Origin of the sequence: Pseudarthrobacter sp. L1SW, assembly GCF_020809045.1 — a bacterium.
In the GTDB taxonomy this organism is placed as follows: Bacteria; Actinomycetota; Actinomycetes; order Actinomycetales; family Micrococcaceae; genus Arthrobacter.
Window position 1 is genome coordinate 1,581,431 of sequence record NZ_CP078079.1, and the last position, 13,491, is coordinate 1,594,921.

The 13,491-nt window shown below is 65.6% G+C and carries 12 protein-coding genes; 6 read left to right on the plus strand and 6 right to left on the minus strand.

Translation table 11 applies throughout. The annotated features are described in order from the left end of the window. The first annotated feature begins 1 nt into the window (after position 1). Positions 2-484: an 8-oxo-dGTP diphosphatase gene (locus KTR40_RS07280; protein WP_228405739.1), complete on the plus strand. Its 483-nt coding sequence runs from the start codon at positions 2-4 to the stop codon at positions 482-484. A 102-nt stretch (positions 485-586) separates the two neighbouring features. On the opposite strand, the gene KTR40_RS07285 is transcribed toward KTR40_RS07280, so the two are convergent. The 4 genes from KTR40_RS07285 to KTR40_RS07300 are packed head-to-tail and all read right to left on the minus strand — an operon-like array spanning position 587 to position 4,864. After that, entirely contained in the window at positions 587-1,726 is a 1,140-nt protein-coding gene (locus tag KTR40_RS07285) for a bifunctional 2-methylcitrate synthase/citrate synthase (protein ID WP_139028813.1), read from the minus strand. A 60-nt stretch (positions 1,727-1,786) separates the two neighbouring features. Beyond that, positions 1,787-2,692: a methylisocitrate lyase gene (prpB, locus tag KTR40_RS07290; RefSeq protein ID WP_139028814.1), complete on the minus strand. Its 906-nt coding sequence runs from the start codon at positions 2,690-2,692 to the stop codon at positions 1,787-1,789. Beyond that, positions 2,692-4,212, minus strand: coding sequence for an MmgE/PrpD family protein (locus KTR40_RS07295; protein WP_139028815.1), 1,521 nt, complete (start codon positions 4,210-4,212; stop codon positions 2,692-2,694). The genes prpB and KTR40_RS07295 overlap by 1 nt, the downstream gene beginning before the upstream one ends. After that, the gene (locus KTR40_RS07300) at positions 4,205-4,864 is read right to left on the minus strand and encodes a GntR family transcriptional regulator (protein WP_139028816.1); all 660 of its coding nucleotides are present in this window, start codon (positions 4,862-4,864) and stop codon (positions 4,205-4,207) included. Before KTR40_RS07300 ends, KTR40_RS07295 begins: the two co-directional genes overlap by 8 nt. 174 nt (positions 4,865-5,038) lie before the next feature. Here KTR40_RS07300 and KTR40_RS07305 point away from each other — a divergent pair, with 174 nt between their 5' ends. After that, complete coding sequence (locus tag KTR40_RS07305) at positions 5,039-6,931, plus strand: AMP-binding protein (protein ID WP_139028817.1); 1,893 nt, start codon at positions 5,039-5,041, stop codon at positions 6,929-6,931. 23 nt (positions 6,932-6,954) lie between these two features. Here the strand turns inward: KTR40_RS07305 and KTR40_RS07310 are convergent, their stop codons facing one another. Continuing rightward, the gene (locus tag KTR40_RS07310) at positions 6,955-7,668 is read right to left on the minus strand and encodes a response regulator (RefSeq protein ID WP_139028818.1); all 714 of its coding nucleotides are present in this window, start codon (positions 7,666-7,668) and stop codon (positions 6,955-6,957) included. Continuing rightward, entirely contained in the window at positions 7,665-9,299 is a 1,635-nt protein-coding gene (locus KTR40_RS07315) for an ATP-binding protein (protein ID WP_139028833.1), read from the minus strand. Before KTR40_RS07315 ends, KTR40_RS07310 begins: the two co-directional genes overlap by 4 nt. A 152-nt stretch (positions 9,300-9,451) precedes the next feature. Between KTR40_RS07315 and KTR40_RS07320 the strand changes: the two genes are divergently transcribed. From KTR40_RS07320 to KTR40_RS07335, 4 genes are all read left to right on the plus strand, one after another. Continuing rightward, complete coding sequence (locus tag KTR40_RS07320) at positions 9,452-10,795, plus strand: cation:dicarboxylate symporter family transporter (RefSeq protein WP_139028819.1); 1,344 nt, start codon at positions 9,452-9,454, stop codon at positions 10,793-10,795. 240 nt (positions 10,796-11,035) lie between these two features. Beyond that, a complete protein-coding gene (locus tag KTR40_RS07325; RefSeq protein WP_013600617.1) occupies positions 11,036-11,935 on the plus strand; it encodes a ParA family protein in 900 nt (299 codons plus the stop codon). Positions 11,936-11,942: 7 nt separating this feature from the next. Next, complete coding sequence (locus KTR40_RS07330) at positions 11,943-12,755, plus strand: ScpA family protein (protein ID WP_139028820.1); 813 nt, start codon at positions 11,943-11,945, stop codon at positions 12,753-12,755. Between the two features lie 86 nt (positions 12,756-12,841). Further along, complete coding sequence (locus tag KTR40_RS07335; protein WP_370633192.1) at positions 12,842-13,411, plus strand: SMC-Scp complex subunit ScpB; 570 nt, start codon at positions 12,842-12,844, stop codon at positions 13,409-13,411. Positions 13,412-13,491: the final 80 nt, after the last annotated feature.

The window sequence follows — 13,491 nt, forward strand, 5'->3', positions numbered from 1 at the left end:
CATGGCTGGAGCCGCAGTGGCCCTGTGTTTCCTGCTCCGGGAAGTCGACGGCGCCCCGCAGGTGCTGCTGGGGCTGAAGAAGACCGGCTTCGGGCGGGGAAAGATCGTCGGCATCGGCGGCCACGTCGAAGCGGGGGAGACCGACGCGGACGCAGTGATCCGCGAGGTACGGGAGGAAGCCGACGTCAGGCTCCGCCACGAAGACCTCAGGGACGCGGGGGTTGTGCGGTTCGTGTTTCCTGCCAGGCCGGAATGGGACATGGACACCCGCCTGTTCACCGCCCGGAGCTGGGAAGGCGAACCCACGGAAAGCATCGAGATCGCCCCCGCCTGGTTTGATGCCGCAGCGCTGCCCGTGGACCGGATGTGGCAGGATGCGGACCACTGGCTGCCGGTGGTGCTGGAGGGCGGCAGGGTGAACATCCTGGTCACCATGGACAACGACAATGAAGCCGTGGCCTCCTCGGAGAGCCTTTTGTTCTGAAGCGGCGGGACTCCTAAAGGACGACGGCGGCGCGGCCACCTTGGAAGGTGACCGCGCCGCCGTGGCTCCCCGCCGTCGTCGTGCTGCCCGCAGGGGCGGGGGTTACGGCAGGTGCCGCTCCTCGGGCCCGTTGTACTCGCTGAGCGGCCGGATCAGCGAATTGGAGTCCAACTGCTCCATGATGTGAGCCGTCCAGCCCGTGATGCGGCTGGCAACGAACAGGGGAGTGAACGTTGCCGTATCGAAGCCCATTAGGTGGTAGGTGGGCCCTGCCGGGTAGTCGAGGTTGGGCTTGATGGCCTTGGCCTCGTCCATGGCCATTTCCAGCCCCTGGTACAGGCCCAGGATTTCCGGCCGCCCGTAGTGGGCGATCATCTTGTCCAGCGCAGCCTTCATGGTGGGCACCCTGGAGTCGCCGTGCTTGTACACACGGTGGCCGAAGCCCATCACCTTCTTCTTCTGGGCGAGCGCGTTTTCCATCCACGCCTTGGCGCGTGCTGCCGCCTCCTCAAGGGACTCCTCCGGCCGGATCCCGATCTCGTCAAAAGTGTGCATGACGGCCTCGTTGGCGCCGCCGTGCAGCGGTCCCTTCAGCGCACCGATGGCTCCGGTGACGGCCGAGTGCAGGTCCGAAAGCGTGGAGGTGATGACCCGTGCCGTGAAGGTCGAGGCGTTGAAGCTGTGCTCCGCATACAGGATCATGGAAACGTTGAAAGCCTCCACCACCTCCGGCACCTGCTCCTCGCCGAAGGCCATCCAGAGGAAGTTTGCCGAGTAGCCAAGATCGTCCCGAGGCTCCACGACGCCGTGGCCGTGCCGCCGGCGCTGGTCGTAGGCCACAACGGCCGGCATCGCCGCGAACAGGTCCACCGCCTTGGCCATGTTGGCCTCCCGCGACGAATCCTCCGCCAGCGGGTGCCTCGCCCCCATCACGGAAGCTGCCGTGCGGCACACGTCCATGGGGTGCGAACTGGTGGGCAGCGCATCGACAACCTGCTTGACCACCGGGTCCAGGGCGCGCCCGGCCTTCTCCCGCGCGGTGAATTCGGCAAGCTGGTCCTGGCTGGGCAGTTCCCCGTTCCAAAGCAGGTACGCAACTTCCTCGAAGCTGCACCGGGCGGCGAGCTCCTGGACCGGGTAGCCGCGGTACAGCAGTGAGTTGGTGTCCGGGTTGACCTTCGAGACGGCTGTGTAATCCACTACGACGCCGGCGAGACCCTTTTTGATGTCCTGTTCAGCCATGCTGAAACTCCCTTGTTCCTGTCGCCTTTCGGATGCCGGCCGCGGCCGGCGGTGGTCGTTTTAGTGCTTCCCGGGGACTTGGAAATTGAAGACCCCGGTGTCGAAGCGGTTGTAGGCCTCGTAGTCAACGAGGTCGTACAGCCGCGCACGGGTCAGCATGCTGCCCACCTGTGCCTCCTGTGTTCCCTCAGCCTTGATCGAGTCCAGCGTACGCTCAGCAGCGCCCATGGCACTACGGAGCAGGGTCACCGGATAAATCACCATGTTCACGCCCACCCCAGCCAGCTGGTCCACGGTGAAGAGTTCGCTTTTTCCGAACTCCGTCATGTTGGCCAGGATCGGCACGTCCACGGCGTCGCGGATGGCCTGGAACTCGTCCAGGGTGGCCATCGCCTCGGGAAAAATGGCGTCCGCGCCGGCGTCCACAAGGGCTTTTGCGCGGTCCTGGGCTGCTTGGAGGCCATCCGTGGCGCGGATGTCGGTGCGGGCCATGATGAGGAAGTTCGGGTCCCGCCGTGAATCCGCTGCCGCACGGATGCGTTTGGTGGCGGTCTCGAGGTCCACCACGTTCTTGCCGTCCAGGTGGCCGCAGCGCTTGGGGTTGAACTGGTCCTCGATGTGCAGCCCGGCGAGGCCGGCATTCTCGATCTCCTGGACAGTGCGGGCCACGTTCATCGGTTCACCGAACCCGGTGTCGGCATCCACGATCGCGGGCAGGTCCGTCATGCGGGCGATCTGTCCGGCGCGGGTGGCGACTTCGGTGAGGGTGGTCAGGCCGATGTCCGGCAGGCCGAGGTCGTTGGCCAGCACGGCGCCGGAGATGTAAACGCCGGCGAACCCCTTTTCCTCGATGAGCCGGGCCGAGAGGGGGTTGAAGGCTCCGGGGAACTGCTGGATGGTTCCGGAGGCCAGCAGCTCCCGGAACCGGATCCGCTTCTGCTCTGGCGTGGTCTTGGAGTACAGCATCAGAAGAGGCCCTTCGGCGCGGCCGCGAAGTCGATGACCCCCGGTGCCGCAGTGATGTTCAGCTGGTCCAGCTCACCGGCGGCGAGTTCCGGGAGGCGTTCGACGGCGGCCAGGAACCTTTCGATTTCGGCCTCCTCCACGAGTCCGGCGGCGAGGGTGCGGAACTTGTTGACGTACTGCTCGCGGCCGAAGGGCCGGGCGCCGAGCGGGTGTGCATCCGCCACGGCGATCTCGTCCGTGATCACGGTGCCGTCCGCCAGGGTGATCTCCACGGAACCGCCGAAGGCCTTCTCGGCAATGTCCAGGGAGTGGTAGCGCCGCGTCCACTCGGGATCTTCCTCGGTGCTCACCTTCTGCCACAGGTCCACCGTGTCCGGCCGGGCGGCGCGTTCGGGGGCGTAGGAGTCCACGTGGTGCCACGCCCCATCCTGCAGCGCCACGGTAAAGATGTACGGGATGGAGTGGTCCAGGGTTTCCCGGCTGGCCTTGGGATCGTACTTCTGCGGATCGTTGGCGCCGGAGCCAATGACGTAGTGCGTGTGGTGGCTCGTTTTGATCAGTACGGACTTCACGTTCGCAGGATCGGTGGCTTCCGGGTGCTCACGGTTGAGCTTCCGGGCGAGGTCGATCCACGCCTGGGCCTGGTACTCGGCGGAATGTTCCTTGGTGTAGGTGTCCAGGATGGCGCGCTTGGCTTCCCCCGCCTCCGGCAGGGGGACCAGGTAGGACGCGTCCGGGCCGTCCAGCATCCACGCGATCACGCCGTCCTCGCCCTCGTAAATGGGAACCGGGGAGGTCTGGCCGCGCATGGCACGGTCCGCCGCCTCTACCGCCATCTTCCCGGCGAAGGCAGGAGCATGCGCCTTCCAGGTGGAGATCTCGCCCTTCCGCGACTGCCGCGTGGCGGTGGTGGTGTGCAGTGCCTGGCCGACGGACTGGAAGATGGTTTCGACGTCGAGCCCCAGCAGGGTGCCGATACCCGCCGCTGCCGACGGGCCAAGGTGGGCGACGTGGTCGATCTTGTGCTTGTGCAGGCAGATGGCCTTGACCAGGTTCACCTGGATCTCGTACCCGGTGGCGATGCCCCTCACGAGGTCGTGTCCGCTGGCTCCGGTGTGCTGGGCAACCGCAAGGATCGGCGGGATGTTGTCCCCCGGGTGTGAATAGTCGGCGGCCAGGAAGGTGTCGTGGTAGTCCAGTTCGCGCACCGCCACCCCGTTGGCCCACGCCGCCCATTCGGGGGAAACGCGCTCGCCGATACCAAAGACCTTGGCTCCCTGGCCGCCCGTGCTGGGACCATGGGCCAGGGCCTGGGCCCGGGCCGCCACGATGGGGCCGCGGTTCAAGGACGCGATGGCCACCGATGCGTTGTCGATCACCCGGTTGATCACCATGTCCGTGACCTCGTCGGTGACGGCGACGGGATCGGTGGCAACCTTGGCGATCTTGTAGGCGAGCTGCTCTTCGCGGGGCAGGTTCTCCTCGCTCTTGTAAACGCGGACGTGGTGTTCCTTAACCATGGTGCTCCTTGTCATGAGGCGTGTGCGTGTTTTTGACGTGTGAAAGGCTTCTGTGCAGGTGGAGGGTGGTGGCTGCCTCGGCCAGCCGGGGATTGCCGAGGGCTATCGCTTCAGCGATGGCCGCATGCTCGGCCGCGGCGGCAGTGAGCCGCTGTGCGTCATCCGCGGCCAGCCTGCGCACCCGGACCAGGTGCACGCGCAGTCCGCGCATGGACTGGGCCAGGTAGGAGTTGGAGGCAGCAGCGTCGATCGCCGCGTCGAGGCGCCCCGCGAGGTCGTAATAGGCGTGGCGGCCCGGATCGCTGCCGTCGATGAGGGCCGGTGCTTCCAGGAGTTCCTTCTGCAGCTGCAGAAAGACGGCAGAGTCGCCGCGTTCGGCGGCCAGGGCGGCGGCTTTGCACTCCAGCGTTTCGCGGAGCTCGAACAGTTCGTCGATGTCGTCGAGTGAAACATCGGTGACGACGACGCCGCGGCTGCCTGCCGTCGTCGTCAGCCCTTCCGCCGTCAGCCGGCTCAGCGCCTCCCGAAGCGGGGTGCGCGAGACACCAAGGCGTTCCGACTGCTCCACCTCTGCCAGAACGGTCCCCGGCAGGAGGCGCCACTCCGTGATGTCATCACGCAGCGCTTCATAAGCCCTGTCGCTGGCGCGCATCCTTGCCTCCTTCGATGGTTTGCCTCTCCAGTGTATACAGAAGAGCGCAAAAAGCCACAGGTCCGCGGATCTAGACCCTACACTTCTTGACGAGTGTATACATTGCCCTTGTTTTCCCTCCAACGGGCGGGCTAGCATGGCGTCATCACAATGTCGTGGATGGGATGCACTTTTATGGTCACCAACAGCTATCGGGACACGTACGAACAAAGCCTCCGGGAGCCGGAGGAGTTCTGGCTCAGCACCGCCGGCAAGGTTTCCTGGTCAACGGAACCCCAGCGCGCCCTGGATTCAGGTAACGCTCCGCTGTACGGCTGGTTTCCGGACGGCGTCCTGAATACTTCCTACAACGCCCTGGACCGCCACGTGGAGGCCGGCCGGGGGGACCAGGATGCGCTGATCTACGATTCGGCCATGCTTGGCGTCCAGCGGCGGTTCAGCTACGCGGAACTCACCGGGCTGGTGGAGCGCTTTGCCGGTGCCTTGCGCAACCGCGGTGTTGGCAAGGGTGACCGGGTGGTGATCTACATGCCGATGATTCCCGAGGCCGCCATTGCCATGCTCGCAACTGCGCGGCTTGGGGCGGTGCATTCCGTGGTGTTTGGCGGCTTCGCCCCCAAGGAGCTCGCTTCGCGCATCCGGGATGCCGCCCCAGCGCTGGTGGTCACTGCCTCGGGCGGAATCGAGCCCTCACGCCGCATCGAATACCTCCCCGCCGTCGCGGACGCCCTCGCCCTGGCAGGTGCGCCGGATCTCCCCGTCATTGTCGCGGCACGGGAAGGTTTCGCCGCCACGGCAGCGGACCACGGCTGGCTGGACTGGGATACTGAAATGGCCGCCGCGGAACCGGCCGGGCCCGTGGACGTCGCTGCCACGGATCCGCTGTACATCCTGTACACCTCCGGTACTACCGGTACGCCCAAGGGCGTGGTCCGGGACAACGGCGGACACGCCGTCGCCCTCAGCTGGACGCTCGAAAACATCTACGGCATCGGTCCCGGGGACGTCATGTGGACCGCGTCGGATGTCGGCTGGGTAGTGGGGCACTCCTATATCGTGTACGGCCCGCTGCTGGCCGGCGCCACAACAGTCCTCTACGAGGGAAAACCGGTGGGAACCCCGGACGCCGGTGCTTTTTGGCGTGTTGTCCAGGACCACGGCGTCAACGTGCTGTTCACGGCGCCCACGGCGCTGCGGGCCATCCGGAAGGCGGACCCGGAGGCTGCCCTGCTCGGCGCATACGACATCTCCAGCCTGCGCACCCTCTTCACGGCAGGGGAGCGCCTGGATACGGACACGTTCCACTGGGCCTCGCAGACGTTGCATGTTCCGGTGGTGGACCACTGGTGGCAAACGGAGACGGGCTGGGCCATTTGTGCCAATCCCCGCGGACTGGAAGAACTGCCCATCAAACCTGGTTCGCCCAGCGTTCCCATGCCGGGGTTCAAGCTCCGCATCGTGGATGGCCTCGGGGAGGATATGGGGCCGGGAAGCGAGGGCAACATCGTGCTGGGGCTGCCGCTGCCGCCCGGGACGCTGGCCACGCTCTGGGGCGACGACGAACGCTACATCTCCTCCTACCTGCAGGCTTTCGAAGGCTGCTACGCCACGGGTGACTCCGGCTACCAGGACGGCGACGGCTACGTGTTCGTCATGGGGCGGACTGACGACATCATCAACGTTGCGGGGCACCGGCTCTCCACCGGTGCCATGGAACAGGTCATTGGGCAACACCCGGCAGTGGCTGAGTGCGCGGTGATCGGCCTCGCGGATCCGCTCAAGGGCCAGCGTCCCAGCGGCTACGTTGTGCTGAAGTCCGGGGTCGAGGTGCCGGAGGACGTCCTGGTCAAGGACCTGGTGGCGCTGGTCCGCCGGGATATCGGCGCCGTTGCGGACTTTAAGCACGTCACCGTTGTTGAAGCCCTGCCCAAGACCCGGTCCGGGAAAATCCTCCGCAAGACCATGCGCCAGATTGCGGACGGCGAGGAGTACACAGTGCCCTCAACGATCGAGGACGCCGGGGTGATAGACCAGCTCATCGGCACCCTCCGTCCCACGGCGGGTTGAACCTTCCGGAACCCCGGCGCGGCTCAGCGCCCGTTCCAGCGGTATTCGTTCTCCGGCCTGCCCGGGGTCCCGTAGCGGGCAGTCCTGGCGACCGTCCCCGCATCGGCAAGGTACTCCAGGTAGCGCCGTGCTGTGACGCGGGACATGCCCAGGGCGTCCATCACTTCCGTGGCCGAGACGGCATCGCTCTGCTGCTTGACGAAGTCCTGCACTGAGCCCAGCGTGGAAACCGAGAGGCCCTTGGGCAGGGGGAGTTCCGAGGGCGCCCGCAGGCTGGCGAAGGCCTGGTCCACTTCGCTTTGGGACGCGCCGGTCTTTCCGGATCCCGCGTTCGGGCCGGCGAGCTGCTGCCGGAACTGCCGGTAGCTTTCCAGCTTGTCCGCGAAGGTGGCGAACGTGAACGGCTTGATCAGGTACTGGACCACCCCGATGGCCACCGCGTTCCGGACGATCGCCAGTTCCCGCACCGCCGTGATGGCGATGATGTCCGCCAGGATACCGGCCGCCCGCATCCGCCGAGCAATGTCCAGCCCGTGGAGGTCCGGAAGGTTCATGTCCAGGAGGACCAGCTCCACAGGGTTTCCTGCCGCGGACAACTCACTGAGCAGGCGGAGGGCAGACTGGCCGTCAGGGGCGCTGCCGGCCAGCTCAAAGCCCGGCAACCGCCCGATGTAGGCAGCGTGCGCGGCTGATGCGATGGCCTCGTCCTCAACGACGAGGACCCGGATGTTGCTCACGGGGTGTGCTCCTTCTGCGGGGACACCGCTGCGGGAAGAAATACTTCGAACTTCGCTCCGCGCCGTCCGTTGATGGTCAGCGTACCTCCCAGGCGCTGTACCGCCTGCCGGACCAGCGCCAGCCCGATGCCCCGTCCGCCCGGTCCGGAAGGCTTCGTGCTGAAGCCGTGCCGGAAGATATTGTCCGCGGCCTGGGCGTCCAGGACGGCGCCGGAATCGTGGACGGCGATGTCCAGCCCTTCCTCGTCCGACTCCACTGTCAGCTCCACCCGCCGCGGCGGCGGAGCGTCGGCGGCCGCATCAATCGCGTTGTCCAGCAGGTTTCCCAGGATGGTGACCAGGTCCTGCACGGCGACCCCCGCCACACTACCGGAACCCAGCGTCGCAACGTCCAGCTGGACCCCCCGTTCGTGCGCTTCGGCCACCTTGCCCATGACCAGGGCGCCCAGCACGGGCTCATCCACCGAGCTGACCATGTCATCGGTCAGCTGCTGGCTCAGTTCCAGGTCCCGGGTGGCAAAGTCCAGGGCTTCCTGTGTCCGGCCGAGCTCCAGAAGGGAGACCATGGTGTGGAGCCTGTTGGCGTGCTCGTGCGTCTGGGCGCGGAGCGCGCCCGAAAGGGTGCGCATGGTTTCCAGTTCGTTCCCCAACGCCTCGATCTCGGTCCGGTCCCGCAGGGTGGCCACCGTGCCGTAGACAGCTGTCCGGCCGCGGTTCCCCGGCGCCCCGGGCGCCTTGGCCGGTCCCTGGTTAACCACCAGGACCCGCGAACCAGTGAGGACAATCTCGTCCTTGGCAGTCCGCCCGGACTCGAACAACTCCCGGAGCTCCTCCTCAAGCGGCAGTTCCGCCAGCGACGGCGGCCGGGTAGGGTCCTTGCTGCCGGCACCCTCCAGGCCCAGCAGTTCTGCCGCCTGGTCGTTGTACATCACCACACGGCCCTTGGCATCGATGAGGATCAGCCCTTCCCGCACCGAGTGCAGGACGGACTCGTAGTACGCGAACAGCTGCGAGAGCTGCTCCGGCCCCCAGCCGCGCGTGACCCGCCGGAGATACCGGCCCAGCAGCCAGGAGGCCAGCGAGCCTCCCACCAGCAGGGCAAGGCCGATCGCCAACAGGGCAGGCAGGCGTCCGGCAACGGCAACATCCACAGTGCGTACCGTGACACCCACCGCCACCAGCGCCTTCACGTCGCCCGCTTCATCCTTGACCGGGACGATCGTCCGCACTGACGGGCCCAGCGTCCCCGCCGTCACTTCCGTGTACTGCTCACCCCGCAGCGCAGCGTCAATCGAGCCGATGTATGGCCGTCCGATTTCCTCCCCGCGCGGGTGCGTCCAACGGGTCCTGTCGGGAGCCATGATGGTGACGAAGTCGACGTCGGCTGCGGACATAACGTCGCTGGCGTAGGGCTGCAGGACTGCTGAGGGGTCCGGCCCGCCGGCCGCCTCCAGCACCAGAGGGCTCGCCGCAATCGAAGCGGCAATCCCCGCCATCCGCACGCCGGCCTCGTCATAGGCGCGGTCACGGGCATCAACGAACGTGGCCGAACCAACAATCGCGATGAACACCACCACAATCAGCAGGTTCGCCACGAAGAGCCGGCGGGCGATACTCCAGGGGTGGATCATCCGTACCTCCCACGCGCCTTCCACGACCAATATGAACGCAACGGTGAGCTGGGTCACGGCGTACCCAATGATGGATATCACACCGGAGGACGTGTTGAGCCCAGAGACTGTGCCGCAGCGTCTATCAGATTATCCATATAAGGAGACACACCATGGCTTCTCAACGAGGAGAGTCGCTTGACACCGTGAAGACGCGGCGCAAGGGCATCGACAAATCCCACTACCTCTACATCGCCGTCATCGCCGCCGTGATCCTCGGCGCCGTGGTGGGCCTGATGTTTCCGGAAGTCGGCAAGTCCCTCAAGCCGCTCGGCGACGGATTCATCAAACTCATCAAGATGATGATCGCCCCGATCATCTTCTGCACCATCGTCCTGGGCATCGGCTCGATCGCGAAAGCTGCCACGGTAGGCAAGGTAGGCGGCCTGGCACTGGGCTACTTCGTCCTGATGTCCACGTTCGCGCTCGCCATCGGCCTGGTGGTGGGCAACCTGATCCACCCGGGCGAGGGCCTGAAGCTTGCCCCCTACGACCCCAACAAGAAGGCGGAAGTAGACAGCACCGTTGCCTTCCTCCTCGGCATCATTCCCGGAGACATCCCCGTCCTCCCCACCCTCTTTGCCGCCCTCCTCGTAGGGTTCGCCCTCCAGAAGATGGGCCCCCAGGGCGCCCCCATCCTCAAGGCCATCGGCCACGGCCAGGTCCTCGTATTCCGCATCCTGATCATGATCATGTGGCTTGCCCCCGTGGGCGCCTTCGGTGCCATCGCCGCCGTCGTGGGAGCCACCGGCTTCCAGGCCATCGTCAGCATGTTCACCCTGATGGCCGCCTTCTACATCACCTGCGCACTGTTCATCGTGATCATCCTCGGCGGCCTGCTCAAGGTTGTCACGGGCGTCAACATCTTCAAGCTGATGAAGTACCTGGGCCGCGAATACCTGCTCATCTTCTCCACGTCCTCCTCCGAAGCTGCCCTGCCCCGCCTGATCGCCAAGATGGAACACCTCGGTGTCTCCAAGCCCGTTGTTGGCGTCACGGTGCCCACCGGCTACTCCTTCAACCTTGACGGCACGGCCATCTACCTGACCATGGCCTCCCTGTTCGTTGCCAACGCCATGGGCACGCCGCTGGACCTGGGCGCCCAGGTCTCCCTGCTGATCTTCATGATCATTGCCTCCAAGGGTGCAGCCGGTGTCACCGGTGCCGGCCTTGCCACGCTCGCTGCCGGCCTCCAGGCACACAAGCCCGAGCTGCTGGGCGGCGTGGGCATGATCGTGGGCATCGACCGGTTCATGTCCGAGGCCCGCGCCTTGACCAACTTCACCGGCAACGCCGTCGCCACCGTCCTGATCGGCACGTGGGTCAAGGAGATCGACGGCGACCAGGTCAACCAGGTGCTCTCCGGCGAACTGCCCTTCGACGAGCAGACCATGATTGCCGGCCACGGCCACGCGGCCCCCGCAGACGAGGCGCGCCCCGTTCCCGCCGCCGTCTAGCACCAGTCCGGATTCCACTCCGGATAACCACAGCAGCCCCCGCAGCCCTGGCCGCGGGGGCTGCCGCATGTCCGGAACGCTACCAACCTTCGACCTCAGCTAGAGGGTAAAGGCTCAACATGGGCCGAAAGTCAAGTTCCCTCGAATGCCGTGTCGGTCGCTGTAACCTTGGGAAGAAGAAGGAACGGCGCTGGCAATCAGCGGCAGGAAATCACCGTCATCGAAAGTGTGGATAGATACGTGAGCAGCGAACAGGGTTCAGCAACTCTGGAGGGCACGGAATTTGACCTGGACAACGCGGTGATGGGCCCCACCGGGCGCCCATACCGCGAGTTCCCGGAACCCGCGCCGCTGTCCTCCCACGGTCCGGCCCGGGTCATCGCCATGGTGAACCAGAAGGGCGGCGTCGGTAAGACCACCTCAACGATCAACCTCGCTGCAGCCCTGGCAGAGTACGGCCGCCGCGTCCTCCTGGTGGATTTCGATCCGCAGGGTGCGCTTTCGGCGGGCCTCGGCGTGAACCCCCACGAGCTGGACCTCACTGTCTACAACGTGCTGATGGACCGCAAAGTGGATATCCGCGACGCCATCCACCAGACCGGCGTCGAGAACGTCGACCTCCTGCCGGCCAACATCGACCTCTCCGCTGCCGAGGTCCAGCTCGTCAACGAGGTGGCGCGCGAGCAGGTCCTGGACCGGGCCCTCAAGAAGGTCGAGGACGACTATGACGTTGTCCTCATCGACTGCCAGCCCTCCCTGGGGCTCCTGACCGTCAATGCCCTCACTGCGGCGCACGGCGTCATCATTCCGCTGATCTGCGAATTCTTCGCCCTCCGCGCCGTGGCGCTGCTGGTGGAAACCATCGACAAGGTGCAGGACCGGCTTAACCCGCGACTGCAGGTGGACGGGGTACTCGCCACGATGTACGACGCCCGGACGCTGCACAGCCGCGAGGTCATCACCCGGCTCGTGGAGGCCTTCGGAGACAAGGTCTTCGAGACCGTCATCAAGCGCTCCATCAAATTCGCGGACGCCACCGTGGCCGCCGAGCCGATCACCAGTTACGCCGGCAACCACGTGGGGGCCGACGCCTACCGCCGGCTTGCCAAAGAGCTGATCTCGCGCGGCGGCGCACCCTAGCCACGCCGTGGCCGAAACCAAGCCCGGCTTCGAGGTGCGGCTGGCCAACTTCACGGGTCCGTTCGACCTCCTGCTGGGACTGATCGCCAAGCACCAGCTGGACATCACCGAGGTGGCCATCGCCACGGTGACCGACGAATTCATCAAGTACATCCGGAAGCTGCAGGAACTGGGCGAGGACTGGGCCCTGGACGAAGCAAGCGAATTCCTGGTGATCGCCGCGACCCTGCTGGACATCAAAGCCGCAAGGCTCCTTCCTGCCGGGGAAGTGGAAGACGATGAGGACATGGCCCTGCTGGAAGCCAGGGACCTGCTCTTCGCCCGGCTCCTCCAGTACAAGGCCTTCAAGCAGGTTGCCGGGCTCCTGGGCGAAACCCTGCACCAGGAAGCCCGGCGTTTTCCCCGGCAGGTGGCGCTGGAGGAACACTTCGCGGCCATGCTCCCTGAACTCGTCTGGAAGCACACTCCAAAACAGTTCGCCGCCCTGGCCGAAGCTGCCCTGCAACCCAAGGCGCCCAAGCCCACGGAAGTCGGGCTGGGCCACCTCCACGGCGGCCAAGTCAGCGTCAAGGAGCAGGCGGAGATCGTGGGGCTGCGGCTCCAGAAGGAATCGCCGCTGACCTTCCGGGCCATCATTGCCGACGCCGAATCCACCCTGGTGGTGGTGGCCAGGTTCCTGGCCCTGCTGGAACTGTTCCGGGACAAGGCAGTGTCCTTCGACCAGCTTTCGCCGCTGGCGGACCTCGCCGTCCACTGGACTGCCGGCGGCCGGCAGTGGTCCGCGGAAAACCTGAGCGAAGAATTCGAGGAGCAGCTGTGACCAGTGAAGCTACGGAAAGCACGCGCCCGGGGGAGGACCTCGAAAACCTTCCCGGCGGGGCAAAAGCTGCCATCGAGGCCGTCCTGATGGTCATCGACCAGCCGGCAACAGAGGACGAGCTGGCTGCTGGCCTTGGGCTGACCGTTGAAACGGTCAGCGCCCTGCTGGCCGAACTTCAGCGCGAGTATACCGGCTATACTGTTAAAGCCCCGGATATGGAACAAGCCAGCGCCGCTGGTTTCGGCTCCAGCCCCCGGGGTTTTGAATTGCGGAACATCGCCGGTGGCTGGCGGATCTATTCCCGCGCGGAATTCGCCGACATTGTCGGCAAATACGTGCTGGAAGGACAAACGGCCAGGCTTACCCAGGCGGCCTTGGAAACGCTGGCGGTCATCGCGTACCGGCAGCCCGTCTCCAGGGCAAGGGTGTCCGCAATCCGGGGTGTCAATGTCGACTCCGTTGTCAGGACACTCGCCCAGCGCGGGTTGATCGAGGATTCGGGAACGGATCCGGAGTCCGGGGCCATTCTCTACCGGACCACATCGTATTTCCTGGAGCGGATGGGAATCGGCTCGGTGGCCGAGCTGCCGCAGCTGTCTCCACATCTTCCAGGTTTGGACGGCATCGCGGAGTACTACGACGCCGAAGGGATCTAGGCAGGTTCGCCCTGCCTGGGCAAAGAGTATTTATCAGGGCAGACTATTTCTGCACGGCTGGTTAAGGTTGTCTGTGGACA

Coding starts and splice junctions, on each gene's coding strand:
- prpB (WP_139028814.1), bottom strand. CDS start 2,692: ATGCTGTACTCCAAGACCACGCCAGAGCAGAAGCGGATCCGGTTCCGG.
- KTR40_RS07300 (WP_139028816.1), bottom strand. CDS start 4,864: ATGCGCGCCAGCGACAGGGCTTATGAAGCGCTGCGTGATGACATCACG.
- KTR40_RS07315 (WP_139028833.1), bottom strand. CDS start 9,299: ATGATCCACCCCTGGAGTATCGCCCGCCGGCTCTTCGTGGCGAACCTG.
- KTR40_RS07320 (WP_139028819.1), top strand. CDS start 9,452: ATGGCTTCTCAACGAGGAGAGTCGCTTGACACCGTGAAGACGCGGCGC.
- KTR40_RS07335 (WP_370633192.1), top strand. CDS start 12,842: ATGGTCATCGACCAGCCGGCAACAGAGGACGAGCTGGCTGCTGGCCTT.
- KTR40_RS07305 (WP_139028817.1), top strand. CDS start 5,039: ATGGTCACCAACAGCTATCGGGACACGTACGAACAAAGCCTCCGGGAG.
- KTR40_RS07285 (WP_139028813.1), bottom strand. CDS start 1,726: ATGGCTGAACAGGACATCAAAAAGGGTCTCGCCGGCGTCGTAGTGGAT.
- KTR40_RS07295 (WP_139028815.1), bottom strand. CDS start 4,212: ATGGTTAAGGAACACCACGTCCGCGTTTACAAGAGCGAGGAGAACCTG.
- KTR40_RS07280 (WP_228405739.1), top strand. CDS start 2: ATGGCTGGAGCCGCAGTGGCCCTGTGTTTCCTGCTCCGGGAAGTCGAC.